This window comes from Ramlibacter sp. GS1-15 (assembly GCF_057785015.1).
Map to the genome: position 1 here is coordinate 1,804,742 of NZ_JBYNTU010000001.1, position 23,338 is coordinate 1,828,079.

Sequence of the window (23,338 nt, forward strand, 5' to 3'; positions counted from 1 at the left end):
CTGTCACTTTGGCGTCAGTGCGACGGTTGGGCTCGCCAAGCTTGTTGCCCGGACGCAAGGTCACGGGCGAGTGAGATGGAGCCGCGGCTCGACGGGCGCCGTCTCGGCCAGCAGCGCTCCGCGTTTGTAGACCCGCAGCCGGTTCGCGCGGAGGCGGATCGCCTCGACCACGTCGCGCGCCTGCAGCAGCACGAAGCTGGCGTCGCACCCGGGCTCGAGGCCCCAGCCGGACAGGTGCATGATCGCCGCCGCGTTGGCCGTCACCGCGTCGAAGCACGCACGGATGCCGGGCTGGCTGGTCATCTGCGCCACGTGCAGCCCCATGTGAGCGACGTCGAGCATGTCGCCCGAGCCCATGGCGTACCACGGGTCCATCACGCAGTCGTGGCCGAAGGCGACCGTCACGCCGGCTTGCATCAGCTCCGGCACGCGCGTCATGCCGCGGCGCTTCGGGTAGGTGTCGTGGCGGCCTTGCAGCGTGATGTTGATCAGCGGATTGGCAATGACGGACACACCGCTTTCCGCGATCAGCGGGATCAATTTGCTCACGTAGTAGTTGTCCATGCTGTGCATGGAGGTGACGTGGCTGCCCGTCACGCGGCCTTGCAGGCCGAGGCGCCGGGCCTCGAAGGCCAGCGCCTCGATATGGCGCGACATGGGGTCATCCGATTCGTCGCAATGCATGTCGACCAGCTTGCCTTGCTGCGCCGCGATCTCGCACAGCAGCTTCACGCTGGCCGCGCCTTCAGCCATCGTCCGCTCGAAATGCGGGATGCCGCCGACGACGTCCACGCCCATCGCGAGGGCGCGCCTGAGGTTGTCGACGCCGCCGGGCGAGCGCAGCGCGCCGTCCTGCGGGAAGGCGACCAGTTGCAGGTCGATGTAGGGCGCGACGCGGCGCTTCACCTCCAGCAGCGCTTCGACGGCGAGCAGGCGCGCATCGCTCGTATCGACGTGGCTGCGGATCGCCAGCAGCCCTTTGGCGACGGCCATCTCGCAATACCGCATCGCGCGTTCGATGACGTTCTCCTGCGTCAGCGAAGGCTTGAGTTCGCCCCACAGCCGGATGCCCTCGAGCAGCGTGCCGCTTTCGTTCACGCGCGGCGTGCCGTACGTGAGCACCGAATCCATGTGGAAGTGCGGATCGCAGAAGGGCGGCGACAGCAGATAGCCGCCTGCGTCGACCACCTGCGCCGCCGGCGCGACCAGGCCGAGCGCCACTTCGACGATCCTGCCGGCCTGCACGGCAACCGACATGTCGGTGCGGCCATCGGGCAGGACGCAGTTCTTGATGAGGAGGTCGAGCATCAGCGCATTGTCACCCGGGCGGCACAGGCCGGGGTCGCTGACGCCACAGCACCGCCACGAGCAGCGCCGACCCCGCGAGGTACACCAGCGCCCCCGCGAACCCGTGCGAGTAGAACACCAGCCCGATCAGCGCCACGCCGATCGCGTTGGAGGCCTGCTGCACCGTCGCCACCACGCCCGCCGCGACGCCCGCGTGCTGCGGCGGCAGGCCTTCCAGGACCGCGGACACCAGCGGCGCCATGACCACGCCCAGGCCGAGCCCTTGCATGAACAGCAGCGGGACCATCGCCACGAGGACATGCCGTTCCTCGACCCACATGACGTTCGCGAGCTGCAGCGCGTGGCCGAGGGCGAGCAACAGGGCGCCACGCGCGATTGGAGCACCCCTGAATCGTTTCGCCAGCCGCGGCGCGGCCATCGACGAGATGAAGAACCCCGCGGCCATGGCCGTGAACACGAGGCCGGAGGGCAGCGCGGCCAGGCCCAGGTGCTGCTGCAGGTACAAGGCCAGCACGAAGTACAGTGACGCATTGCCGGCATAGAAGACCAGCGACACGGCCAGGCCCGCGACGAAGCGGCCATGCGCGAGCAGCGACGGTGCGACCAGCGGGTCGCCGCCGCGGGCCGCGAGGCGTTTCTGCTGCGCGGCGAAGGTCGCGAACAGCAGCGGTGCGGCGACGAGCACCGCGATGCTCCAGGCCGGCCAGCCTTGCTCGCGTCCGTACACCAGCGGCAGGACGACTGCGACGCACGCCAGCGCCACCAGCAGCATGCCCAGCGGGTCGAGCCGGCTGTGGCCGGTGCCGGCCAGCGGCGGGATCACTCGCGGCGCGGCCAGCAGCGCGATTGCGGCGACGGGCAAGTTGATCAGGAAGCACGAACGCCAGCCGAGGCCCGCGAGGTCGATGTGGATCAGCACGCCGCCGATGAGTTGTCCGAGGGCGGCACCCAGGCCCAAGGCGAGTCCGTAGGCAGCGAAGGCCCGGGCGCGGCGCTCGCCCGTGTACACCAGCCCGAGCATCGCGAGCACCTGCGGCTGCATCAGAGCCCCGGCCAGGCCCTGCAGTACGCGTGCCGCCACCAGCACTTCGCCGCCGGGCGCGATGCCGCACAGGAGCGAGGCGATGGCGAACAGCAGCATGCCCAGCATGAACATGCGCCGGCGTCCGAAGATGTCGCCCAGGCGCCCACCCGTGACCAGCCCCGCGGCCGTCGCGATGCCGTAGGCGGCGACTACGAGCTGCAAGGTGCCTGCACTCGCGTGCAGGTCGTGCTGCAGCGAAGGCAGGGCCACGTTCACGATGAAGAAGTCCAGCACCACCATGAAGGTGCCGCTGAGCATCACGAGCAGGGTCCAGTGTCCGTGGGCAGGCGGGGCAGCCGCCGCGGACAACGAAGCGGAGGTCAAAGGCGCGGATCTCATGGCGTGAAGTCTCGAAGGGAAGGTGACGTGCGGCAATGACGTCGCAGGTAATGCGTGGGAGTGAGGACGGGGTGGTTCATGCGTACGATTCTTCGGCCTGCTGACAGCACGGTGAATGCGCGCTGCGCCACGATTCATGTCCGTTCGTCCACGACTGCAAGGAATGCCATGGATCCGCTCGACGATGTGTTCGCTGCCATGCGCGTGCGCGATGCGCTGTATGCGCGCATCGAGGCGCGCGCGCCATGGGGACTGTCGTTGGCGGCGGGGCAGGCGGCGCGGTTCGGGCTCGTCGTGCACGGCCGCTGCCTGCTCGAAATGGAAGGCGGCCGGACCGAGCTCGCCGAAGGCGATTGTTTCGTCCTGGCCCACGGCACACCCTACGTGCTGCGCGATGCGCCCCTCACGCCCACGGTGAGCTGCTGGGCCGTGGTGCGCGACAGGATCGGCGGCGTGGTGGAACTCGGCGGCACGGGCGAGCCCGCCATCATCCTGTGCGGCTGGTTCCAGTTCGATCCCGCGGCGGCGCGGCCGCTGGTCGACCTGTTGCCGCCGCTGTTGCACGCGAGGATGGACGCACCGCGTTCTGCGGCCTTGCAGGGAACGCTGCAACTGCTTGCGATGGAAACCTTGCAGCCCGGCCTGGGATCGGGCCTGGTCGTGAGCCGGCTCGCGGACATTCTCTTCGTGCAGGCGGTGCGCGCGCATGTCGCCGCCTCGGGCCAGGACGAAGCCGGCTGGCTCGGCGCCTTGGCGGATGCGCGACTGGGCGCCGCCTTGCGTGCCATGCACCAGGACATGGCCAGGCCGTGGACGGTCGATGCGCTGGCGTCGGCCGCGAAGCTCTCGCGTTCGGCCTTCGCCTTGCGTTTCCGCCAGCGCGTGGGCCAGGCGCCACTGGAATACCTCACGCGCTGGCGGATGGTGAAGGCGGCGCAGTTGCTCCGGCAGCAGCGCCTCTCGCTCGGCCAGGTCGCCGCGCAGGTCGGCTACGAGTCGGAGGCCGCCTTCAGCAAGGCCTTCAAGCGCGAGACCGGCGTGGCGCCCGGGGCCTGGCGCGCAGCGCCTTGCTGAGGCGTCACTTCAAATCGACGACCTCGACCCAGTTCGGGTTCCTGCCCATGGGCAATGTCGCTTGCGGCGTGAGCTTGCCGCTGGCCGGGTCGATCCTGTACGCCGTGAGTCGATGCGACGTTTGTCCGACGGCGAGCAGCCAGGTGCCGGTCGAATCGACCTGGAAGCCGCGCGGCTGCGTTTCCGTCGGCTGGTGGCCGACCAGCGTGAGCTCGCCCGTCGGGGCCTCCACCTTCCAGATCGCCAGGGTGTTCGAGTTGCGCTCGCTCGTGTACAGATGCCGCCCGTCAGGCGTGAGGTGCAGGTCCGCGCCCCAGGCCTTGCCGCTGAAGCCGGCGGGCAGGGTGGACCAGGTTCTCACGAAGCCCAGCGTGCCGCGCCGGGGATCGATGGCCAGCAGGTCCACCGTCGCATCCAACTCGTGCAACAGGTACGCGTGCTTGCCGTCCGGATGCAGCACGATGTGCCGTGGACCGGCGCCGGCGCGGGTCTTCAGGGCCGGCGGATCGTTCGGCGTGAGCTGGCCGCTCGCCGCATCGAAGCGGTACTGCAGCACCTGGTCGCTGCCCAGGTTGGTGACGTACAGGTTGCGATTGGCTGGGTCGATGACCGCCGCGTGTGCGTTCTTGCCCGTGGGCAGGATCGCCGCAGCGTCGCCGACGACACCGTCGGTTCCGATCGGGCTCACGCTGATCTTGTTGCCGCCGTATGAAGCTGCGAACAGCCAGCGCCCGGTGCGGTCCGTCATGACGTAGGCCATGCTGTCGGGCAAAGGAGCCGTGCCGATGCGCGTCAACGCGCCGGTCTTGGCATCGATCGAGAAGCCGGCGACGCTGAAGGGCTCGGAGCGCAATGAAGCGTAGAGAAAGCGCTGGTCCGGGCTGAGCGCCAGCGGCATCACGGCCCCGCCCACTTCGACGGTCTGTATGGCCTGGACCGTGCCCGCATCACGGTCGAGCTTCAGGACGGTGATGTCGCGGCTGTCTGCATTGGAGACGTATGCGACGGCGGGTGAAGAAGTGGCGCGACCTTGCATGGGTGCGAGCATACGATGTAAGGAACCATGGACGACCTGCGACCCACCAACACGCCAAAGGAACTGGAAACACCATGATGAGCCGCAGGAATGCCTTCTTCCGCCTGGGTGCTGGCGCTGCCGCGCTGGCGGGGCTGCGGGCGCTGTTCACGAGTGCGCCCGCGCAAGCCGCACGCACTTACGAGGTCAGTCACAGCGAGGCCGACTGGAGGAAGCTGCTCACGCCGGAGCAGTTCAACGTGCTTCGCCAGGCCGGCACCGAACGTCCGTTCAGCAGCCCCCTGAACAACGAAAAACGCGCGGGCACCTTCGTCTGCGCCGGCTGCGGGCTGCCGCTGTTCTCCGCGAAGGCCAAGTTCGAGAGCGGCACGGGCTGGCCCAGTTTCTACGAGCCGCTCGCCAAGGACGCGGTCGACGAGGTGGCCGACACCAGCTTCGGCATGCGGCGGGTGGAAGTGCTGTGCCACCGCTGCGGCGGCCACCTGGGGCATGTGTTCGACGACGGTCCCAAGCCGACCGGCCTGCGCTACTGCATGAACGGGCTGGCCCTCAAGTTCATCCCCGACGGAGCCAAGACATGAAGAAAAGCCATTTCGCCGCAGCCCTCGTCGCGATCGCCGCTTGCGGCGCCGCCTTCGCCGCCGAAAAGGCCGTGCCGCTGCCGGCGCCCGCGCAGGACATCACGAGCACAGCACCGACCGAAACGGCGGTCTTCGCGGGCGGCTGCTTCTGGGGCGTCCAGGGCGTTTTCCAGCACACCAAGGGCGTGATCAACGCCGTCTCCGGTTATGCCGGCGGTGACAAGGCCACGGCGCAATACGAAGTGGTCGGCTCGGGCCTGACGGGCCACGCGGAATCGGTGCAGGTGACCTACGATCCCAGGCAGGTGTCGTACGGCAAGCTGCTGCAGGTCTTCTTCTCCGTCGCGCACGATCCGACGCAGTACAACCGCCAGGGGCCCGATTCCGGCCCGCAGTACCGCTCGGCGGTCTTCTATTCGACGCCCCAGCAGAAGGATGTGACCGAGAAGTACATCGCGCAGCTCGAGGCCGCGAAGGTGTACCCCCGGAAGATCGTCACGCAAGTCGCGCCGCTGAAGGGCTTCTACCCCGCCGAGGCGTATCACCAGGACTACGCGACGCTCCACCCCGATTCGCCGTACATCTCGGCGTTCGATTTGCCGAAGATCGCGAACCTCAAGGCGACGATGCCGCAGCTGTACCGGGACAAGCCGGTGCTGGTGTCGCAGGCAAAGGGCTGATTACCTCCAGCCCGCGAGAAACGCCAGCACCACCCGGGCCGAGTTGTCGGCCGCGACCTTGAAGAAGGTCTTGATCTGGTTCTCGCCCTCGCCGCCGCCGGCGAGGTCGCTGAGCGAGCGGAAGGCGATGAACGGCACGCCGTTGGCATAGGCCACGTGCGCGACGGCCGCGGTCTCCATGTCGAGCACGCTGGCGTCGAAGGTCTTGAAGGTGTACTCGCGGAAGGCGGCGTTGTCGACGAAGGCCTGGCCCGACACGCCATTGCCGCCCACGATGATGCGTGGCTGGCGCACCAGGCACACGTTGTCCTTGTCGCAGCGCTCCAGTTGCACCTTCGTGGCGGCCCGCCGTGCAATGTCCAGGAGTGCCGCGTCGGCCTCGAACCACATCTTCTTTTCTTCCTGCGTGTGCCCGGCCGAGCGCACGCCCACGGGGCGCGGGTGGATCATCCCGAAGTTCGGTAGGCTGACATCGCCTTGATGGCCGGGCGGCTGGTACTTGCCCGGTGCGACTTCGCGGGCGAACAGCGCCTCCAGGTACTCGGCCCAGCGCTGCGCGACGACGACATCGCCGATCTGCAGTTGCGGATTGACGCCGCCCGCGATGCCGGTGAACACGATGTGGGTCACGCGGAAGCGGTCGAGCGCGAGCTGTGTGCTCATGGACGCGTTCACCATGCTGATGCCGGAGAGGAACAGCACGACCGGCCTGCCCTCCAGCGTGCCGGTGGTGAACTCGACACCGTTGACCGATTGCCTGCGCGCGCCGGCCACCTTCGCCTCGAGCAGCGCGAGTTCGGCCGGGAAGGCGGAGATCACCGCGATGCGCGGCGTGTCGCCGCCGGGAACGCCCGCACAACCGGCAAGCAGGATCTGGAAGGCGAAGATCAGGCCGAGGAAGGTGCGCCGCATATCGAGACGCAGTCTACTGTGTCGGTGAAGCCTCGCACTTTCACCGCGCCCACATCACGCATCGGCAGCGCGAGGCCGGACGCCTGCGCGATGCGACGCGTGGCCAGGGCTTCGCCCGCGGCGGCGCGCGCACACAGGCGAGCGGCCAGGTGCACCGGCACCCCGATCACTTCGTACTGGCGCAGTTCGACGTCGTCCAGCGCGTCGCCCACCATGCCGCCCAGCACCGGGCCGTCGGCCAGGCCGATGCCGAACGAAGCGGCCGCGTGCATGGCCGGGTGCGCCAGCTCGCATGCGCAGGCCAGGGCACGCTGCGCGCGATCCGGCCCGCGGAAGACGGCCATCAGCCCGTCGCCGACGTACTTCAGCACACGCCCGCGCCGGTCGCGCACGACCTTGCTCTGCGCGGACAGCGACACGTTGAGGATGCGGAAGTAGTCCTGCGCGCTCGTGCTCGTGATCAGCTCGGCGGAGCGGCGCAGGTCGGTGAAGAGGATCGCCGCATCGAACAGCTGCTGGGCGTCGGTCATCGGGCGATGCTAGCAAGCACCGCAGCTCAACAAGGCTTCACTTCGTCCCGAAGATCCGGTCGCCCGCGTCGCCCAGGCCCGGCAGGATGTAGCCGTGGTCATTGAGCTGGCGGTCGATCGCCGCCGTGTAGATCGGCACGTCCGGGTGCGCGCCCTGCATCGCGGCGATGCCCTCGGGGCAGGTGAGCAGGCACACGAACTTGATCGACTTCGGGTTGAGTTCCTTCAGGCGGTCCACGGCGGCGATGGCGGAATTGCCCGTGGCGAGCATCGGGTCCACCACGATCACGTCGCGGTCGTGCATGGCTTGCGGCATCTTGAAGTAGTACTCCACCGCCATGAGGGTCTTCGGGTCGCGGTACAGGCCGATGTGGCCGACGCGCGCGCCCGGCACGACGGAGAGCATGCCGTCCAGGATGCCGGTGCCGGCGCGCAGGATCGAGACGAAGACCAGCTTCTTGCCGTCGATCACCTTGGACTTCATCTTCTCGAGCGGCGTCTCGACCTCCACCTCCTGCATCGGCATGTCGCGCGTGACCTCGTACGTCATCAGCGACGCCAGCTCGTTCAACAGGCGCCGGAAGCTGTTGGTCGACGCTTCCTTGTTCCGCATCAGCGTCAGCTTGTGCTGCACCAGCGGATGGTCGATGACGTGGACGTTGTTCATGCGCGAATTAAAACACCGTCCCGTCCGAAATCACCGTCAGCGGCGGCAACCCGCCGCGATGGCGCTGCGCCAGGGTGCGCCCCGCGGCCCACGAACCGCCTTCGAGCACTTTGGCCAGCGGCAGCCGGCGCTCGTCCATGTCCAGCTGCCGGCGCACGGCATCGGCGACTTCGTCCATCAGCGCCACGGTCAAAGCCCGCCACTCGACGATGATCTCGTCGCCGACCTGCCACGGCTGGCGCGCGGCCGCCTCGTCACGCAGCCGCAGTAATCCGGAATCGAGCAGGAGGCCGCCGTTGCGGTACTCGGGCAGGGCGGTGAGCAGGTGCGCGTCGCGCACCTTCACGCCGCACCACTCGAAAGGCTCGAGCAGCGAGTACGTCATCCACTGCGACAGTTTGTGGAAGGGCACCCAGCCATCCGTCAGGCCTTCGCCGCGCACGGCGCGATGGCGCCAGCAGTCGCCCAGCGGCACTGATCCGATGTAGTTGCTGGCCGGCCAGATCGCCGACAGCGAGATCAGCAGCTGCGACAGGATGTCGTGCGCCGCGATGTCCGCCGTGTGCGGCGGCGCCTCCGGACCCAATGGCGAGACCAGCATGTCGAACATCCCGCCCGGTCGCTGGACCTCGTCGCCAAAGACTTCGGGTTGCTCGGCGATGACTTCGCCCAGGCGCCGCAGCAGGATGGCGCGGTCTTCCAGGCCGACCAGCGGATTGGCGTCGGTCACCTGGAAGGCTTCGGCAAGGTCTTCGGTGACGAGCGCGCGCAGGCCTTCCGAATCGGCTTGCAGCAGGTGGTTCCCGTCGCTGGAGAACAGCCCGCCCGTGAATGCGTGATAGCTCGCCAGCGCCAGGCCTTCCGACCGCGTGAAGGTCTTGCCGGTGGACGCTTCGGTGTATTTCCAGTCGGGGCCGGCACCAGCGTCGAGCAGCACGCTGACGATCGCCAGGTCGATCAGGATGTGCGCCTTCTCCGCGGGCTTGACGTTGCCGATCTGCTTGTCGAGCAGCGCATGCCGGTCGACACCGCCCGCCTCGAAGTGGCGCCATCGGCTGTGGATAGGGATGTGGCCGCGGGGGTAGCGCTGGCGCGTGGCCTTCACGACCTCGTCGGCCGCGGTCTGCTTGAATCCCTCGTCGACGATGAACCATGCCGATTCGCCACTGCGGGCGCGCTGCAGCAGCTGGTTCGCGCGCTCGCGGATCGCGACGGTGGTGCGCAGTTCGGCGGCTGCGGCTGCGGCCGCTTCCTGGTCCGAGCCGAGGTGTGTACCCATGTGCTCTCCCGCTTCGTTGTTGACGGTTCAGAGTCCCCGGCCCTTGGCCTTTTTCAGTTCGTCCGCCGCGGGAACGGCCCCGCGCGTGAAATAGCCCGCGGCGATCTTGGCGTCGATCTCCACCTGCGCGTCCGCCGGGATCAGCTCGTCGGGGATGTTCACCCGTTCGCCGATCTCGATGCCGGACTTGACGATCGCGTCGAACTTCATGTTGCTCATCGAGACGAGGCGGTGGATCTTCTTCACGCCCAGCCAGTGCAGCACGTCGGGCATCAGCTCCTGGAAGCGCATGTCCTGGACGCCCGCGACGCATTCGGTCCGCGCGAAGTACTGGTCGGCCGTGTCGCCACCCACCTGGCGCTTGCGCGCGTTGTAGACCAGGAACTTGGTGACTTCGCCGAGCGCGCGTCCTTCCTTGCGCGAATAGGCGATCAGGCCCACGCCGCCGCGCTGGGCACCGCGGATGCACTCCTCGATCGCGTGCGTGAGGTAAGGCCGGCAGGTGCAGATGTCCGAGCCGAAGACGTCCGAGCCGTTGCACTCGTCGTGCACGCGGGCGGTGAGTTCGACATCGGGGTTGGCCAGGTCGCGCGGGTTGCCGAAGATGTAGATCGTCTGCCCGCCGATCGGCGGCAGGAACACCTCGAGGTCGCTGCGCGTGACCAGTTCGGGGTACATGCCGCCGGTTTCCTCGAACAGCACGCGGCGCAGGTCCGATTCGCTGCAGCCGAAACGCTCGGCCACGCCGGGCAGCCACCACACCGGCTCGATCGCCGCCTTCGTGACGAGGGCGGCGCCTTGCGGCAGCAGGAACCTGTTGTCGGCCTTCAGGCGGCCCTTCTGCACGGCCTCGATCACCTCGGGCAGGATCACGTGCGCCTTGGTCACGGCGATGGTCGGGCGGATGTCGTAGCCGGCGGCGATCTGATCGGCGAAAGCGTCGGCCACCATCGCGCCCCAGGGGTCGAGACTCACGATGCGGCCGGGGTCCGTCCACTGCGGGTACGGACCGATCACGTCGGTCGGCGCGGTGTTGGTCAGGTCCGCCTTGTGGTCGCGCTTGAGCGCGCCCGCCGCGACGGCCAGCGCCCGGTACACGCTGTACGACCCGCTGTGCGTGCCGATGACGTTGCGGTGCGCGCGGTTGGTGGTCGTGCCCACGACCGGCCCACGCTCGAGCGGCGTCGCCGCGCCCCAACGGATGAGCGGCGCACCGAAGGAAGCGTCGTGCGACGTCAGGCGGATGTGGCGCGGCGGCGGCGAAGTGGAGGACATGAGGTTCACTTTATCGCAGGGCCGCTCAGCTGTGTTCAAAGCGCCAACGCGGCATGATCCGGGCCCGGGGCTTGACCTAGAGTTCACTCGAGGGTTTTGAATCCGGCATGCGGGGGCCGTCCCCGTGCATCGAGAAAGCATCCGAATGAGCATCGAAGAGAATCGCCGCGTGGCGATCGAGTTCTTCCGCCGCCATGACATGGGCGACACCCAGGGTGCCCTGGACCTCATGGCCGACGACTGCCGCTACTGGCTGGCCGGCAAGCCCGGCAGCAACGCCACTGCGGGCCGAGCGCACAGCAAGGCCGAGATGGCCGACATCTTCCGCAGGATGGGCGAGGCGATGACCGGGCCTTTGCGCATGCAGGTCAAGGGCACGGTGGCCGAGGGCGACCGGGTCGCCGTCGAGGCGACATCCCGCGGCGAGCTGCGCAGCGGCCGCGTGTACGAGCAGGAATACCATGTGCTGATGACCGTGCGGGATGGCAGGATCGCCGCGGCGCGCGAGTACATGGACACGCAGCACGTCCAGGCCGTCTGGTACACGCGCTGATCGACATGGCAGCCAAGGCACCCCTGAAGATCCGCATCGGCGAGCTCGCGGCGCGCACCGGGCGCAGCGTGCACACGATCCGCTGGTACGAGCGGCAGGGGCTGCTGCCACCCGTGCCGCGCATGGGCACGCACCGCATCTACAGCAACCGGCATGTCGAGTGGCTGGAGCTGATGGAGCGCCTGCGTGCCTCGGGCATGTCGGTCGCCGAGCTGCGCCGTTACACGGCGTCTGCGCAGCGCGGGGCCGCCTCGCTCGAACAGACCCGTGACATCCTGCGGGCGCATCGCCGGCGCGTCGAGGACTCGATCGCGCTATGGCAACGCGCGCTGCTGCTGATCGACGCGAAGATCGATTTCTACACGCGCTGGATCGAGGACGGCGTGCGTCCGGGGAACGAGGGTTCCAGCAGGTCTTCGTACAGGTCGCGCCAGTAGGGGTTCATCCTCTCGATGAGGACGATCTTCAACTCGCGCTTCCAGTGCTTCAACTGCTTGTCGCGCGCCACCGCCGCGTGGATGTCCGAGGACGATTCGAACCAGACCAGGCGATTCACCGCATGCGGGCAGGTGAACCCGGGCACGCCGTGGTGCTTGTGCAGCCACACACGCCGGACCAGGTCGCCGGTCACTCCGACGTACAGGCTGGCGTTGCGGCCACCGGCCATCATGTAGACGTGATAGTCCATGCCAGCAGAACGCCTGGCGCGGCACGTCCGTTGTCGTGCCCAGTTCGCAAAAAGTCACTGGATCGCTACCGGCTCTTGCTGCCCAGGATCCCGCCCAGCACGCCTCGGATGATCTCGCGCCCGACGGCGCTGCCGACGGTACGCACGGCCGAGCGGGCCATCGATTCGGCCAGGCCTTCGTGGTGCCCGCCGCGTGGCCCGGTGTTGCCGAAGATCGCCTTGCCCAGCCCGTCGAGCAGGCCACCGCCGCCGGAAGCCGCGGGTGCGCCGGCCGGCGTCGGCAGGGGCGGCACCGGCGCGCTGGTCGTCGGCGTGGCCGTTTCGGCGCGGCCCTTGAGCTTCTCGTAGGCCGATTCGCGATCCACGGTTTTCTCGTACACGCCCGCGACCGGCGAATTCGCGATCAGGGCCTGGCGCTGATCGGGCGTGATCGGCCCGATCTGGCTGCCCGGCGGGATGACGAAGGCACGCTCCGTGATGCTGGGCCGGCCTTTCTCGTCCAGCAGGCTCACGAGCGCTTCACCGACGGCCAGTTCGGTGATCGCCTTCTCGATATCGAGCCCGGGCTTTTGCCGCATCGTCTCGGCCGTGGCCTTCACCGCCTTCTGGTCGCGCGGGGTGTAGGCCCGCAGCGCATGCTGCACACGGTTGCCCAGCTGGGCGAGCACCGAATCGGGAATGTCCAGCGGGTTCTGCGTCACGAAGTACACGCCGACGCCCTTGGAGCGCACCAGCCGCACGACCAGCTCGATACGCTCGATGAGCACCTTGGGCGCCTCGTCGAAGAGCAGGTGCGCCTCGTCGAAGAAGAACACCAGCTTGGGCTTGTCCGGGTCGCCGATCTCGGGCAGTTGCTCGAACAGCTCCGAAAGCATCCACAGCAGGAAGGTCGCGTACAGGCGCGGCGAGTCCAGCAGCTTGTCGGCCGTGAGGATGTTGACGACGCCGCGGCCCTTCTCGTCGGTCTGCAGGAAGTCCTCGATGTTGAGCATGGGCTCGCCGAAGAACTTGTCGCCGCCCTGCGATTCGATCTGCAGCAGGCCGCGCTGGATGATGCCGATGCTGGCGGCGCTGATGTTGCCGTACTGCGTCCGGAAATTCGCCGCGTTGTCGCCGGCGTACTGCAGCATCGCGCGCAGGTCCTTCAGGTCGAGCAGCAGCAGGCCGTTGTCGTCGGCGATCTTGAAGACCAGGTTCAGCACGCCGGCCTGTGTCTCGTTGAGCGATAGCATGCGGCCCAGCAGCAGCGGGCCCATGTCGGACACCGTCGCGCGCACGGGGTGGCCCTGCTCGCCGAAGACGTCCCATAGCGTCGCCGGGGCCGCGAAGGGTTCCGGTGGGGGCAGCTGGCGCTCTTTCAGCAGCCCGGCGAGCTTCTCGCCGATCCTGCCGGTCTGGCTGATGCCGGTCAGGTCGCCTTTGACGTCGGCCATGAAGACCGGCACACCGATCTTCGAGAAGTTCTCGGCCATCGACTGCAGCGTCACGGTCTTGCCGGTACCGGTGGCGCCGGTGATCAGCCCGTGCCGGTTGGCCAGCGCGGGCAGCAGCTCGCACTGCGTGTGCTCGTTCTTGGCAATGAGGATCGGGTCGGCCATGGCTGAAACGTAGAATCGGGTGATCCAATATACCAACGCAAGAGAACAAGAGGGCACAAGTGGCCGGACACAGCAAATGGGCGAACATCCAGCACCGCAAGGGGCGCCAGGATGAGAAGCGCGGGAAGATCTGGACGCGTTGCATTCGCGAGATCATGGTCGCGGCCCGCCAGGGCGGGGGCGACCTGTCGGCCAACCCCCGGCTGAGGCTGGCGGTGGACAAGGCCAAGGCGGCCAACATGCCCGCCGACACGATCAAGCGCAACATCGACAAGGCAACCGGCAACCTCGAGGGCGTGAACTACGAGGAGATCCGCTACGAGGGCTACGGCATCGGGGGTGCGGCCATCCTGGTGGACACGATGACGGACAACAAGGTCCGCACGGTGGCCGAAGTGCGCCATGCTTTCTCCAAGCACGGCGGCAATCTCGGCACGGAAGGCTCGGTGGCCTTCCAGTTCAAGAACGTCGGCCAGTTGATCCTCGCGCCCGGCACCAGCGAGGACATGGTCATGGAGATCGCGCTGGATGCGGGCGCGGAAGACGTGATCGCCGGCGAGGACGGCTCGATCGAGGTCATCACCGCGCCGGCCGATTTCGAGAAGGTGAAGGGCGCGCTCGAAACCGCGGGGCTGAAGCCCGAGATCGCGGAAGTCACCATGCGCGCCGAGAACACGGTGGAACTCTCCGGCGAAGACGCGCAACGCATGCAGAAGCTGCTGGACGTGATCGAAGACCTCGACGACGTGCAAGAGGTCTACCACAACGCCGAAATCAACGAATGAAAGTCCTCGTCATCGGCGGTGGCGGGCGCGAACACGCGCTCGCATGGAAACTCGCGCAGTCGCCCAAGGTGCAGGCGGTGTACGTCGCGCCGGGCAACGGCGGCACGGCGCTCGATCCGCGGCTGGAGAACGTGCCGATCAGCGACATCCCGGCCCTGCGCGACTGGGCGCTGAAGAACAAGATCGCGCTGACCGTCGTCGGTCCCGAGGGGCCGTTGGCGGCGGGCGTGGTGGACGAATTCCGCGCGCACGGCTTGCGCGTGTTCGGGCCGACCCAGGCCGCGGCGCAGCTCGAAAGCTCGAAGGCCTTCAGCAAGGCCTTCATGAAGCGCCATGGCATCCCGACGGCCGAATACGAGACCTTCTCCGACCCGGCGCAGGCGCACCAATACGTCGATCGCAAGGGTGCGCCGATCGTGATCAAGGCCGACGGCCTCGCGGCGGGCAAGGGCGTCGTGGTCGCCATGACCACGGCCGAAGCGCATGAGGCGATCGACTTCATGCTGCTGGACAACAAGCTGGGCGTGTCGCACAACGAGGGCGGGGCCCGTGTGGTGATCGAGGAGTTCCTGCAGGGCGAGGAAGCCAGCTTCATCGTGATGTGCGACGGCAGGAACGTCGTGGCGATGGCGACCTCGCAGGACCACAAGCGGCTGCTCGACAACGACCAGGGGCCGAACACCGGTGGCATGGGCGCGTATTCGCCCGCGCCGGTGGTCACGCCCGCGATCCATGCGCGCGCGATGCGCGAGATCATCATGCCGACCATCCGCGGCATGGAAAAGGACGGCATCCCGTACACGGGCTTCCTCTACGCGGGCTTGATGATCGGCCGCGACGGGCACCCGAAGACGCTGGAATTCAACTGCCGCATGGGCGATCCCGAGACGCAGCCGATCATGATGCGGCTGAAGTCCGACTTCTACGACGTGATGATGGCGGCGACCTCGGGCGGGCTCGACAAGGTGGAGCTGCAGTGGGACCACCGCACGGCGCTCGGCGTCGTGATGGCAGCGGCGGGCTATCCGCTGAATCCGCGCAAGGGCGACAGGATCACCGGACTGCCCAAGGCCAGCGAAGAGGCGATGGTGTTCCACGCGGGGACGGCGCAACAGGGCGCCGACACCGTGACGAGCGGCGGGCGCGTGCTGTGCGTCACGGTGCTTGCCGACACGGTGAAGGCGGCGCAGCAGCACGCCTACCGGATCGCGCAAGGCATCCACTTCGACGGCGCGCAGTACCGCCGCGACATCGGCCACCGGGCGGTGCGCAGCTGATCGCGATGGAACCGGCCGAGCAAGTCCGCGAGTACCTGGTCGGCCTGCAGCGCCGCATCGTCGATGCCTGCGCGGAGATCGACGGGCACCCCTTCACGGAGGACGCCTGGCGAAAGGACCCGGGCGAGCTGCTGCAAGGCGACGGCATCACCATGATCGCCGAAGGCGGGCCGGTGTTCGAGCGTGCGGGTTGCGGCTTCTCGCACGTCACCGGTCCGCGCCTGCCGGCCTCGGCCACGCAGCATCGGCCCGAACTCGCAGGTTCCTCGTTCGAAGCGATGGGCGTGTCGCTGGTCTTCCATCCGCGCAACCCCTACGCGCCGACGGTGCACATGAATGTGCGGTCCCTGCGCGCGCAGCCGAAAGAGGGCGAGGCCGTGTACTGGTTCGGCGGCGGCATGGACCTGACGCCTTGCTACGGCTTCGAGGAAGACGCGGTGCATTTCCACTCGGTGTGCAAGCGCGCGGTCGAGCCGTTCGGCGCCGACAAGTACCCGCGCTTCAAGACCTGGTGCGACGAGTATTTCTTCCTGAAGCACCGCAACGAGCAGCGCGGTGTCGGCGGCATCTTCTTCGACGATTTCGCGGAGGGCGGCTTCAAGAACGGCTTCGCGCTGATGCGATCGGTGGGCGACGCCTTCCTCGACGCCTACCTGCCGATCCTGCGTCGCCGCAAGGACACGCCGTATGGCGAGCGTGAGCGCGGTTTCCAGCTCTATCGGCGCGGGCGCTACGTCGAGTTCAACCTGGTGTGGGACCGCGGCACGCATTTCGGCCTGCAATCGGGCGGCCGCACCGAATCGATCCTGCTGTCGATGCCGCCGCTGGCGAGCTGGGCCTACGACGCGCAGCCGCAGGCCGGCTCGCGCGAAGCCGAGCTGACTGCGAAGTACCTGGTGCGAAGGGACTGGATTTGAAGCTGGGCATCTACGGCGGCGCGTTCGACCCGCCGCACAATGCACACGTGGCGCTGGCCCGCGCGGCGGTCGGGCAATTGGGTCTTGATGAGCTGCATGTCCTGCCCACAGGGCATGCGTGGCATCGCAGCGAAACCCTCACTGCGCCCGAACACCGGCTGGCGATGGCCAGGCTCGCTTTCGAAGCACTGCCCAAGGCTGTCGTCGACGACCGCGAGATCCGCCGCGCCGGCCCCACGTACACGATCGACACGCTGCGCGAGCTGCGGCGCGAACACCGCGATGCGCAACTGTTCCTCGTGATGGGCGAAGACCAGGCGCGTGCGTTCACCACCTGGCACGAGTGGGCGGAGATCGTTCGCCTGGCCACGCTGTGCGTCGCGCACCGTGGATCCGCCCCCGCCCAGCCGCAATTGCCGCAAGCCACTGTCGTCATGCTCCAGCTGCCCCATATGCCCGAGAGCGCGACCGAAATCCGCCAGCGGGTCTCGCGCGGCGAGGACGTATCCTCGCTGGTTCCCCGCGCCGTTGCAGGCTATATTGCCTCCCACCATCTTTACCGAAGCCACTGATGACCCAGGAAACCGCCGCCGTCAAGAAAGATACCCAACGCCTGCAGCGTGCCATCGTCGATGGCCTGGAGGACGTGAAGGCGCAGGACATCGCGGTTTTCAACACGGAGCATCTGTCGCCGCTGTTCGAGCGGGTGATCGTGGCCTCGGGCACCTCCAATCGCCAGACCAAGGCGCTGGCCGCGAGCGTGCGCGATTCGGTGCGTGAAGCGGGTTTTCCCAAGCCGCGCGTCGAGGGCGAAGACAACGGGGAATGGATCATCGTGGACTGCGGAGCGGCCGTCGCGCACATCATGCAGCCCGCGATCCGGCAGTATTACCACCTCGAAGAGATCTGGGGCGAGAAGCCGGTGGGGCTGAAGTTCGGCGCGCCCAAGCCCGCCATGCCGCAAGGTAACGGCCCGGCGACGAAGCCTGCGCCGGCCAAGCGTGCGAACACGGCGGCGAAGAAGGCGGCCCTGAAGACCGCGGCCAAGAAGGCGCCGGCGAAGAAGGCTCCCGCCAAGGCCACTGCGAAATCGGCCACTGCGAAATCGGCAACTGCGAAGAAGGCGCCCGCCAGGAAGGCGGCGGCGAAGAAGAGCACGGCAGCGCCCAAGCGGCGCGGATGAAGGTCGTCGTCGTCGCAGTCGGCCAGCGCGTGCCGGACTGGGCGCAGGTGGCGTGGGACGATTACGCCAAGCGGTTCCCGCCCGAGCTGCGCGTCGAGCTCAAGGCGGTGAAGACCGAGCCGCGTGCCTCGAAGACGGTGGAAGCGATCTACGCGGCCGAGCGCCAGCGGATCGAGGCGGCCATTCCCAAGGGCGCGCACATCGTCGCACTGGACGAGCGCGGGACGGCGCTCACCACGGTGGCTCTCGCGCAAAGGCTCAAGGGCTGGCAGCTCGAAAGCCGCGATGTGGCGCTGGTGATCGGCGGTCCCGACGGGCTCGACCCCGATTTCAAGCGCGCGGCGCACGAACGCATTCGCCTGTCCGACCTCACGCTGCCGCATGCGATGGTGCGCGTATTGCTGGTGGAGCAGTTGTACCGGGCGTGGTCGATCAATGCGAACCATCCGTACCACCGCGAATAGCGCGGCCGCACCGTTGGTGGGTCCGTGGACCCGCCCGCAAGCCGCTCATGGCTGGGGTGACAATGCGGCGCGTGATCTATCTCGCATCCCAATCTCCACGCCGTCGGCAACTCCTCGACATGCTCGGCGTCGAACACGAATTGCTCCTTCCCGATCCAGGTGAAGACACCGAAGCGCTGGAAGCGGTGCTGCCTGGCGAAGCCCCTATGCGCTACGTTCAGCGTGTGACCGCTTTGAAGCTCGATGCCGCCATCGCACGCATGAAGCGCCGAGGCCTTGCGCCGGCGCCGGTGCTGTGCTCCGACACCACCGTCGCCCTCGGCCGCAAGATCTATGGCAAGCCTGCCCACGAGCGCGACGCGGCGCGCATGCTGCGCGAGCTGGCGGGCGCCACACATCGCGTGCTGACGGCGGTCGCGATTCACTCGGGTCGCAGGCGCATCGCGGCGGTGAGCGACTCTCGCGTGACCTTCGCTGCGATGACACCGGCGCAGATCCGCGCCTACGTGGCCAGTGGCGAGCCGTTGGGAAAGGCCGGCGCCTATGCGGTGCAAGGGCAGGCCGCGGCGTATATTTCGCACATCAGCGGCAGCTATTCGGGCATCATGGGGCTTCCGATGTTCGAAACCGCCAACCTGCTGCGCCAACTGAAGGTGATTGCGTAGATGCAGCAGGACATCCTGATCAACTGGTCGCCGCAGGAAACGCGCGTGGCCGTCATCGAAAGCGGCGCGGTTCAGGAGCTGCACGTCGAGCGCACGCTCGAGCGCGGGCTGGTCGGGAACGTCTACCTCGGCAAGGTTGCGCGCGTGCTGCCCGGCATGCAGTCGGCGTTCATCGACATCGGCCTGGAGCGTGCGGCCTTCCTGCACGTGGCGGACGTGTGGCATCGCCAGGCCGAGGGCGAGCCGCCCGGGTTCGTGCGCAACCAGCCGCAGGTGCCGATCGAGCGCCAGGTGTTCGAGGGCCAGGCGATCATGGTGCAGGTGATCAAGGACCCGATCGGCACCAAGGGCGCGCGCCTGTCCACGCAGATCAGCATCGCCGGCCGCCTGCTCGTGTTCCTGCCGCAGGACGACCATGTGGGCGTCTCGCAGAAGATCCCGCCGGAGCAGCGTGACGCGCTGCGTTCGCGCTTGCAGGCGCTGGTGGGCAAGGAGGGCGGCGGCTTCATCCTGCGCACGAACGCGGAGGACGCGTCGGACGCCGAGCTCGCCGACGACATCGCCTACCTGCGCAAGACCTGGGCGCGCATCCGCGAGGCGGCGACCAAATTGCCGCCGGCGTCGCTGTTGCACCAGGACCTGAACCTGTTGCAGCGCGTGCTGCGCGACCTGGTCACCGACGAGACGCAGACCATCCGCATCGATTCGCGCGAGCAGTTCGCGATGCTGCAGGCTTTCGGTCGCGAGTTCATGCCCAAGGCCGCCGAGAAGCTGCAGCTGTACAAGGGCGAGCGGCCGATCTTCGACCTGTATTCGATCGACGACGAGATCGCGAAGGCGCTGGGCCGGCGCGTGGAGCTGAAGTCCGGCGGCTACCTGATCGTCGACCAGACCGAGGCGCTCACGACCATCGACGTCAACACGGGCGGCTTCGTGGGTGCGCGCAACTTCGACGACACGATCTTCAAGACCAACCTGGAGGCGGCGCAGGCGATCGCGCGGCAGCTGCGCCTGCGCAACCTGGGCGGCATCATCATCGTCGACTTCATCGACATGCAGCGCGAGGATCATCGCGGCGCCGTGCTCGCCGAATTCCGCAAGCAGCTCGCGCGCGACCGGGTGAAGACCATGGCCGGCGGGTTCTCGAACCTCGGCCTCGTCGAGATGACGCGCAAGCGCACCCGCGAATCGCTGGCCCACATGCTCTGCGAGCCCTGCGCGGCGTGCCAGGGCAAAGGCATCGTGAAGACCGCCCGCACCGTGGCCTACGACATCCTGCGTGAGATCCTGCGCGAAGCGCGCCAGTTCGACCCGCGCGAATATCGCATCGTTGCGAATCCCAAGGTGATCGAGCTGTACCTCGACGAGGAGAGCGCGCACCTGGCCGGACTGTCGGACTTCATCGGCAAGCCCATTTCGCTGCAAAGCGAAAGCGCGATGGCTCAGGAGCAGTACGACATCGTGCTGCTCTAGGCCCGGGATTGCCGGAGCATCTCGAGGGCGCGCGCCGCGACGCGCTCCGGCGTGATCGAGGGCAGGCAATCGGTGCGGCTCATGCGATGGTCCTCGCACCCGGCCCTTCCGCAGGGCACACAGGCCCGGTCGTCCTGCATCAAGGTGACCGTGCCGGTGGTCTGCTGCAGGCTGCGGCGCACGAAGCGCACGGGCGCTTCCCCCGCCGCGGGCGCGGACCACGGCGCCCAGCGCTGCGGATTGGTCGGCCCGAAGATCGCGATCATGGGCACGCCGACGGCCGCGGCCAGGTGCGAGATCGAGGTGTCGGGCCCGATGTAGAGCGCCGCTTCGCGGATCAGCGTGACCAGCTGCCGGAAGTCCAGCACGCCGGCATCGATGGCGCGACCCGGCGCCGCGGCATCCACGAGTGAAGCGACCAGCTCGCGATCCTGCTGCGACGGGCCGCCGGTGAGGACGACCTGCCGACCGGCTTCGGCCAAGTGGGAGATGAGCGCGCGGAAATGCGCGGCCGGCCATTCCTTGTAGCGCCACATCGACGGTGCGTGCACGACGACGTAACCGTCCTCGATGCGCGAGCGAAGCACTTCGGGCAGCGGCGCAGCCGGGGGCGGCACGACCTGCGCGAGTGGCACGGGCGACTGCGTGAGCCACGGATCGAGCAGCATGAGCTTTTCCCGGACCACGTGCACGTCCCCGAGGTCGCCGGCGGCCGTGACCACATGCGACAGCAGCGACTTCTTCCACCAGTTGCTGCCGTTGCGCTGGGGGACGATGCCCGCCCGCTGGCGCGCGGCCACGGTGCCGATGATGTGCCCCCGGTCGCCCACGTCGGCGACCAGCGCGAGGTCATAACGGCGCCACAGTTTCCTGGCCAGCCGCCATCCGCCGGCCCATCCCAGGCGTGGCGGCGTCTCGATCAGCTCATGAACGTCCGGGTTGCCGCGCAACATGCCCAACGTGCCCGCGAAGCCGAGCACATCGATCGTCGCTTGCGGCCAGCGCTGCCTCGCGGCGCGGATCAGCGGTGTGGTGAGCAGCACGTCGCCGATCTGGCGAGTGACGACCACCAGGACCGAGCGGACGGCATCCGGTGTCACGGCACGACCCCGCCCGCCGTGCCCAGCGCGTGCAGGCGCGCATAAAGCCCGCCGCGGGCGATGAGCTCGGCGTGCGATCCGCATTCCGCGAGCCGGCCCTGGTCGAGCACGGCGATGCGGTCCGCGTGTTCGATGGTGGAGAGCCGGTGCGCGATGACCAGCGTCGTGCGGCCTGTCATCAGCTTGCGCAGTGCGTCCTGCACGAGCCGTTCGGATTCGTTGTCCAGGGCCGATGTCGCCTCGTCGAGGATCAGCACCGGCGCGTCCTTGTACAGCGCACGCGCGATGGCCAGGCGCTGGCGCTGGCCGCCGGACAGGGCGGCCGCGTTGTGGCCCACGTTGGTGTCGATGCCCTGCGGCAGCGATGCGACCAGGTCGCCGAGGTTGGCCGCCTCCAGGGCGCGCAGCACGCGTTCGCGGTCGACGTCCTCGCCCAGCGCGATGTTGACGGCGAGGCTGTCGTTGAACATCACGACCTCCTGGCTCACCATCGCGATCTGCCGGCGCAGCGCGGGCAGGGACCATTCGGCGAGGGCATGCCCTTCGAGCAGCACCTGGCCGCCGGTGGGTTCGACGAATCGCGGAAGCAGGTTGACGAGCGTCGTCTTGCCCGAGCCCGAAGGGCCGACCAGCGCCACGGTTTCCCCGGCCCGCACATCGAGGGACAAGTCGTCGAGCGCGAGCGCGCGGGCTTCGGGATAGCGCACTTCGACCCGTCGGAATTCGATGCGGCCCGTCGCACGGCCGGCGTCATAGTCGCCGCCGCGCTCGGGCGGCGTGTTCTCGACCAGGTCGAACGAGCGCTCCAGCAGCGCGAGCGAGCGCGTGATCGGGCTGGTGGCTTCCGACAACCGCTTCACGGGCGCGATCAGCATCAGCAGCGCGCTGACGAACGACGCGAAGGTACCCACGGTCATGCCGCTGCCGCTTTGCCAGAGCGCGATGCAGATCACGGTCGACAGCGCCAGGGCCGCGACGAGGTGCATCAGCGGCGTGATGGCGGCCTGGGCGACGGCCGACTTCATGGCGAGCCGCCGCAGCCCCACGCTCAGCTTCTCGAAGCGGCTGGCCTGCGCCTCCTGTGCACCGTGCAGGCGCACCACCCGGTTGGCCAGCATGTTCTCTTCGACGGCGTACGCGAGCTCCACCGTCGCCGACTGGCTGCTCTTGGCGAGGCGGTGCAGGCGGCGCGACGCCGTGCGCATCACCCAGGCCACGGCGGGCGCGAGAAAGCCGACGATCAGCGTGAGCGCCCAGTTGATGTACAGCAGGTACGCGAGCAGGGCGACCAGCGCCAGGCCGTCCTTCACGACGCCGGTGAGCGCGTTCACGAGCTGCGTGATCGCGTTCTGCACGTCGTGCACGATGCTGTTGGCCAGCGAACTCGCGGACTCCTTGCGCAGGACATCCAGCCGCACGTCGAGCATGCGCGCGAAGAGCGCCCGGCGCAGCCTGAGCATGCCCTCGTTGGCGATCTTCGCGAGCGTGATGTCCGCGATGAAGCCGGCCGCGCCGCGCACCGTGAACAGCAGCAGCAGCGCTGCGGGGATCGTCCACAGGTCCAGGTCGCGGGACTGGAAGCCCTGATCGAGCAGGGGCTTGAGCAGCCCCGGCGCCACGGGCTCGGTGGCGGCGGCGACGGCGGTCGCCAGCAGCACCACGATCCAGTAGCGGTGGACGTGGCTGATGTAAGGAAAGAAACGCTTGAGGCGCTCGACGAGCCCCGCGGGAGCCTCGGGTGCCGGGGCGTTCGCAGTGGCACCGGAGGCGTCAGGCACAATAGGCGAGGCGGTCTGCATGCAGCAGCCTATTATCCAATGAATCGGCCGGGCGCCCGCCGCCGGGGCCCGGCGTCCGCGCCGCTCACACA

Annotated in this window: 25 protein-coding genes; 13 read left to right on the forward strand and 12 right to left on the reverse strand. The window is 68.1% G+C overall.

The genetic code is table 11. The annotated features are described in order from the left end of the window. Window positions 1-60: 60 nt before the first annotated feature. Together AC3EF3_RS09110 and AC3EF3_RS09115 are read right to left on the reverse strand one after the other, a co-directional pair. Entirely contained in the window at window positions 61-1,308 is a 1,248-nt protein-coding gene (locus AC3EF3_RS09110) for an amidohydrolase family protein (RefSeq protein ID WP_488531833.1), read from the reverse strand. Between the two features lie 10 nt (window positions 1,309-1,318). Then, on the reverse strand, window positions 1,319-2,731 hold the full coding sequence (locus AC3EF3_RS09115; RefSeq protein WP_488531834.1) for an MFS transporter: 1,413 nt from the start codon (window positions 2,729-2,731) through the stop codon (window positions 1,319-1,321). A 168-nt stretch (window positions 2,732-2,899) separates the two neighbouring features. Between AC3EF3_RS09115 and AC3EF3_RS09120 the strand changes: the two genes are divergently transcribed. Then, complete coding sequence (locus AC3EF3_RS09120) at window positions 2,900-3,805, forward strand: AraC family transcriptional regulator (RefSeq protein WP_488531835.1); 906 nt, start codon at window positions 2,900-2,902, stop codon at window positions 3,803-3,805. Window positions 3,806-3,809: 4 nt separating this feature from the next. On the opposite strand, the gene AC3EF3_RS09125 is transcribed toward AC3EF3_RS09120, so the two are convergent. After that, complete coding sequence (locus AC3EF3_RS09125) at window positions 3,810-4,841, reverse strand: lactonase family protein (protein WP_488531836.1); 1,032 nt, start codon at window positions 4,839-4,841, stop codon at window positions 3,810-3,812. Window positions 4,842-4,915: 74 nt separating this feature from the next. Between AC3EF3_RS09125 and msrB the strand changes: the two genes are divergently transcribed. Continuing rightward, entirely contained in the window at window positions 4,916-5,422 is a 507-nt protein-coding gene (gene msrB / locus AC3EF3_RS09130; RefSeq protein ID WP_488531837.1) for a peptide-methionine (R)-S-oxide reductase MsrB, read from the forward strand. Further along, window positions 5,419-6,102 carry a peptide-methionine (S)-S-oxide reductase MsrA gene (gene msrA / locus AC3EF3_RS09135; protein WP_488531838.1) on the forward strand — a complete coding sequence of 228 codons (684 nt, stop codon included), beginning with the start codon at window positions 5,419-5,421 and terminating at the stop codon, window positions 6,100-6,102. The genes msrB and msrA overlap by 4 nt, the downstream gene beginning before the upstream one ends. Here msrA and AC3EF3_RS09140 read toward each other — a convergent pair whose 3' ends face one another. From AC3EF3_RS09140 to AC3EF3_RS09160, 5 genes are read right to left on the reverse strand one after another with little or no spacing between them, the layout of a single operon-like run. Continuing rightward, the gene (locus tag AC3EF3_RS09140) at window positions 6,103-7,014 is read right to left on the reverse strand and encodes a 5'-methylthioadenosine/S-adenosylhomocysteine nucleosidase (RefSeq protein ID WP_488531839.1); all 912 of its coding nucleotides are present in this window, start codon (window positions 7,012-7,014) and stop codon (window positions 6,103-6,105) included. After that, on the reverse strand, window positions 6,990-7,544 hold the full coding sequence (locus AC3EF3_RS09145) for an adenylate/guanylate cyclase domain-containing protein (RefSeq protein WP_488531840.1): 555 nt from the start codon (window positions 7,542-7,544) through the stop codon (window positions 6,990-6,992). Before AC3EF3_RS09145 ends, AC3EF3_RS09140 begins: the two co-directional genes overlap by 25 nt. 37 nt (window positions 7,545-7,581) lie before the next feature. Then, window positions 7,582-8,211, reverse strand: coding sequence for a uracil phosphoribosyltransferase (gene upp, locus AC3EF3_RS09150; protein WP_488531841.1), 630 nt, complete (start codon window positions 8,209-8,211; stop codon window positions 7,582-7,584). 7 nt (window positions 8,212-8,218) lie between these two features. Beyond that, window positions 8,219-9,490, reverse strand: a complete 1,272-nt coding sequence (locus AC3EF3_RS09155; RefSeq protein ID WP_488531842.1) for a URC4/urg3 family protein — start codon at window positions 9,488-9,490, stop codon at window positions 8,219-8,221. 27 nt (window positions 9,491-9,517) lie between these two features. Further along, window positions 9,518-10,765, reverse strand: a complete 1,248-nt coding sequence (locus AC3EF3_RS09160; protein WP_488531843.1) for a GTP cyclohydrolase II — start codon at window positions 10,763-10,765, stop codon at window positions 9,518-9,520. A 145-nt stretch (window positions 10,766-10,910) separates the two neighbouring features. On the opposite strand from AC3EF3_RS09160, the gene AC3EF3_RS09165 reads away from it, so the two are divergent. Beyond that, window positions 10,911-11,318, forward strand: a complete 408-nt coding sequence (locus AC3EF3_RS09165) for a nuclear transport factor 2 family protein (protein WP_488531844.1) — start codon at window positions 10,911-10,913, stop codon at window positions 11,316-11,318. A 5-nt stretch (window positions 11,319-11,323) separates the two neighbouring features. Next, entirely contained in the window at window positions 11,324-11,755 is a 432-nt protein-coding gene (locus tag AC3EF3_RS09170; protein WP_488531845.1) for a MerR family transcriptional regulator, read from the forward strand. On the opposite strand, the gene AC3EF3_RS09175 is transcribed toward AC3EF3_RS09170, so the two are convergent. Both AC3EF3_RS09175 and AC3EF3_RS09180 read right to left on the reverse strand, forming a co-directional pair. Further along, complete coding sequence (locus AC3EF3_RS09175; protein WP_488531846.1) at window positions 11,677-12,006, reverse strand: GIY-YIG nuclease family protein; 330 nt, start codon at window positions 12,004-12,006, stop codon at window positions 11,677-11,679. The two genes, AC3EF3_RS09170 and AC3EF3_RS09175, sit on opposite strands and share 79 nt — an antisense overlap. Before the next feature lie 65 nt (window positions 12,007-12,071). Then, the gene (locus AC3EF3_RS09180; protein WP_488531847.1) at window positions 12,072-13,604 is read right to left on the reverse strand and encodes a helicase HerA-like domain-containing protein; all 1,533 of its coding nucleotides are present in this window, start codon (window positions 13,602-13,604) and stop codon (window positions 12,072-12,074) included. A gap of 59 nt (window positions 13,605-13,663) precedes the next feature. Here AC3EF3_RS09180 and AC3EF3_RS09185 point away from each other — a divergent pair, with 59 nt between their 5' ends. The 8 genes from AC3EF3_RS09185 (at window position 13,664) to rng (ending at window position 20,368) form a co-directional block, all read left to right on the forward strand. Further along, entirely contained in the window at window positions 13,664-14,389 is a 726-nt protein-coding gene (locus tag AC3EF3_RS09185; RefSeq protein WP_488531848.1) for a YebC/PmpR family DNA-binding transcriptional regulator, read from the forward strand. After that, window positions 14,386-15,666: a phosphoribosylamine--glycine ligase gene (purD, locus tag AC3EF3_RS09190; protein ID WP_488531849.1), complete on the forward strand. Its 1,281-nt coding sequence runs from the start codon at window positions 14,386-14,388 to the stop codon at window positions 15,664-15,666. Before AC3EF3_RS09185 ends, purD begins: the two co-directional genes overlap by 4 nt. 5 nt (window positions 15,667-15,671) lie before the next feature. Continuing rightward, window positions 15,672-16,583: an oxygen-dependent coproporphyrinogen oxidase gene (hemF, locus tag AC3EF3_RS09195; protein WP_488531850.1), complete on the forward strand. Its 912-nt coding sequence runs from the start codon at window positions 15,672-15,674 to the stop codon at window positions 16,581-16,583. Continuing rightward, window positions 16,580-17,155 carry a nicotinate (nicotinamide) nucleotide adenylyltransferase gene (gene nadD / locus AC3EF3_RS09200; protein ID WP_488531851.1) on the forward strand — a complete coding sequence of 192 codons (576 nt, stop codon included), beginning with the start codon at window positions 16,580-16,582 and terminating at the stop codon, window positions 17,153-17,155. Before hemF ends, nadD begins: the two co-directional genes overlap by 4 nt. Further along, on the forward strand, window positions 17,155-17,766 hold the full coding sequence (gene rsfS / locus AC3EF3_RS09205; RefSeq protein WP_488531852.1) for a ribosome silencing factor: 612 nt from the start codon (window positions 17,155-17,157) through the stop codon (window positions 17,764-17,766). The genes nadD and rsfS overlap by 1 nt, the downstream gene beginning before the upstream one ends. After that, window positions 17,763-18,230 carry a 23S rRNA (pseudouridine(1915)-N(3))-methyltransferase RlmH gene (rlmH, locus tag AC3EF3_RS09210; protein ID WP_488531853.1) on the forward strand — a complete coding sequence of 156 codons (468 nt, stop codon included), beginning with the start codon at window positions 17,763-17,765 and terminating at the stop codon, window positions 18,228-18,230. The genes rsfS and rlmH overlap by 4 nt, the downstream gene beginning before the upstream one ends. Before the next feature lie 62 nt (window positions 18,231-18,292). Then, complete coding sequence (locus AC3EF3_RS09215) at window positions 18,293-18,895, forward strand: Maf family protein (RefSeq protein WP_488531854.1); 603 nt, start codon at window positions 18,293-18,295, stop codon at window positions 18,893-18,895. Then, on the forward strand, window positions 18,896-20,368 hold the full coding sequence (gene rng, locus AC3EF3_RS09220; RefSeq protein ID WP_488531855.1) for a ribonuclease G: 1,473 nt from the start codon (window positions 18,896-18,898) through the stop codon (window positions 20,366-20,368). Here rng and AC3EF3_RS09225 read toward each other — a convergent pair. Beyond that, a complete protein-coding gene (locus AC3EF3_RS09225; protein WP_488531856.1) occupies window positions 20,365-21,468 on the reverse strand; it encodes a glycosyltransferase family 9 protein in 1,104 nt (367 codons plus the stop codon). The two genes, rng and AC3EF3_RS09225, sit on opposite strands and share 4 nt — an antisense overlap. Then, a complete protein-coding gene (msbA, locus tag AC3EF3_RS09230; RefSeq protein ID WP_488531857.1) occupies window positions 21,465-23,267 on the reverse strand; it encodes a lipid A export permease/ATP-binding protein MsbA in 1,803 nt (600 codons plus the stop codon). The genes AC3EF3_RS09225 and msbA overlap by 4 nt, the downstream gene beginning before the upstream one ends. Window positions 23,268-23,338 lie beyond the last annotated feature (71 nt).

Bases quoted from the DNA above. Each gene is read 5' to 3' on its own strand.
- AC3EF3_RS09110 (WP_488531833.1), bottom strand. From the start codon at position 1,308: ATGCTCGACCTCCTCATCAAGAACTGCGTCCTGCCCGATGGCCGCACC.
- AC3EF3_RS09115 (WP_488531834.1), bottom strand. From the start codon at position 2,731: ATGAGATCCGCGCCTTTGACCTCCGCTTCGTTGTCCGCGGCGGCTGCC.
- AC3EF3_RS09120 (WP_488531835.1), top strand. From the start codon at position 2,900: ATGGATCCGCTCGACGATGTGTTCGCTGCCATGCGCGTGCGCGATGCG.
- AC3EF3_RS09125 (WP_488531836.1), bottom strand. From the start codon at position 4,841: ATGCAAGGTCGCGCCACTTCTTCACCCGCCGTCGCATACGTCTCCAAT.
- msrB (WP_488531837.1), top strand. From the start codon at position 4,916: ATGATGAGCCGCAGGAATGCCTTCTTCCGCCTGGGTGCTGGCGCTGCC.
- msrA (WP_488531838.1), top strand. From the start codon at position 5,419: ATGAAGAAAAGCCATTTCGCCGCAGCCCTCGTCGCGATCGCCGCTTGC.
- AC3EF3_RS09140 (WP_488531839.1), bottom strand. From the start codon at position 7,014: ATGCGGCGCACCTTCCTCGGCCTGATCTTCGCCTTCCAGATCCTGCTT.
- AC3EF3_RS09145 (WP_488531840.1), bottom strand. From the start codon at position 7,544: ATGACCGACGCCCAGCAGCTGTTCGATGCGGCGATCCTCTTCACCGAC.
- upp (WP_488531841.1), bottom strand. From the start codon at position 8,211: ATGAACAACGTCCACGTCATCGACCATCCGCTGGTGCAGCACAAGCTG.
- AC3EF3_RS09155 (WP_488531842.1), bottom strand. From the start codon at position 9,490: ATGGGTACACACCTCGGCTCGGACCAGGAAGCGGCCGCAGCCGCAGCC.
- AC3EF3_RS09160 (WP_488531843.1), bottom strand. From the start codon at position 10,765: ATGTCCTCCACTTCGCCGCCGCCGCGCCACATCCGCCTGACGTCGCAC.
- AC3EF3_RS09165 (WP_488531844.1), top strand. From the start codon at position 10,911: ATGAGCATCGAAGAGAATCGCCGCGTGGCGATCGAGTTCTTCCGCCGC.
- AC3EF3_RS09170 (WP_488531845.1), top strand. From the start codon at position 11,324: ATGGCAGCCAAGGCACCCCTGAAGATCCGCATCGGCGAGCTCGCGGCG.
- AC3EF3_RS09175 (WP_488531846.1), bottom strand. From the start codon at position 12,006: ATGGACTATCACGTCTACATGATGGCCGGTGGCCGCAACGCCAGCCTG.
- AC3EF3_RS09180 (WP_488531847.1), bottom strand. From the start codon at position 13,604: ATGGCCGACCCGATCCTCATTGCCAAGAACGAGCACACGCAGTGCGAG.
- purD (WP_488531849.1), top strand. From the start codon at position 14,386: ATGAAAGTCCTCGTCATCGGCGGTGGCGGGCGCGAACACGCGCTCGCA.
- hemF (WP_488531850.1), top strand. From the start codon at position 15,672: ATGGAACCGGCCGAGCAAGTCCGCGAGTACCTGGTCGGCCTGCAGCGC.
- rsfS (WP_488531852.1), top strand. From the start codon at position 17,155: ATGACCCAGGAAACCGCCGCCGTCAAGAAAGATACCCAACGCCTGCAG.
- rlmH (WP_488531853.1), top strand. From the start codon at position 17,763: ATGAAGGTCGTCGTCGTCGCAGTCGGCCAGCGCGTGCCGGACTGGGCG.
- AC3EF3_RS09215 (WP_488531854.1), top strand. From the start codon at position 18,293: ATGCGGCGCGTGATCTATCTCGCATCCCAATCTCCACGCCGTCGGCAA.
- rng (WP_488531855.1), top strand. From the start codon at position 18,896: ATGCAGCAGGACATCCTGATCAACTGGTCGCCGCAGGAAACGCGCGTG.
- msbA (WP_488531857.1), bottom strand. From the start codon at position 23,267: ATGCAGACCGCCTCGCCTATTGTGCCTGACGCCTCCGGTGCCACTGCG.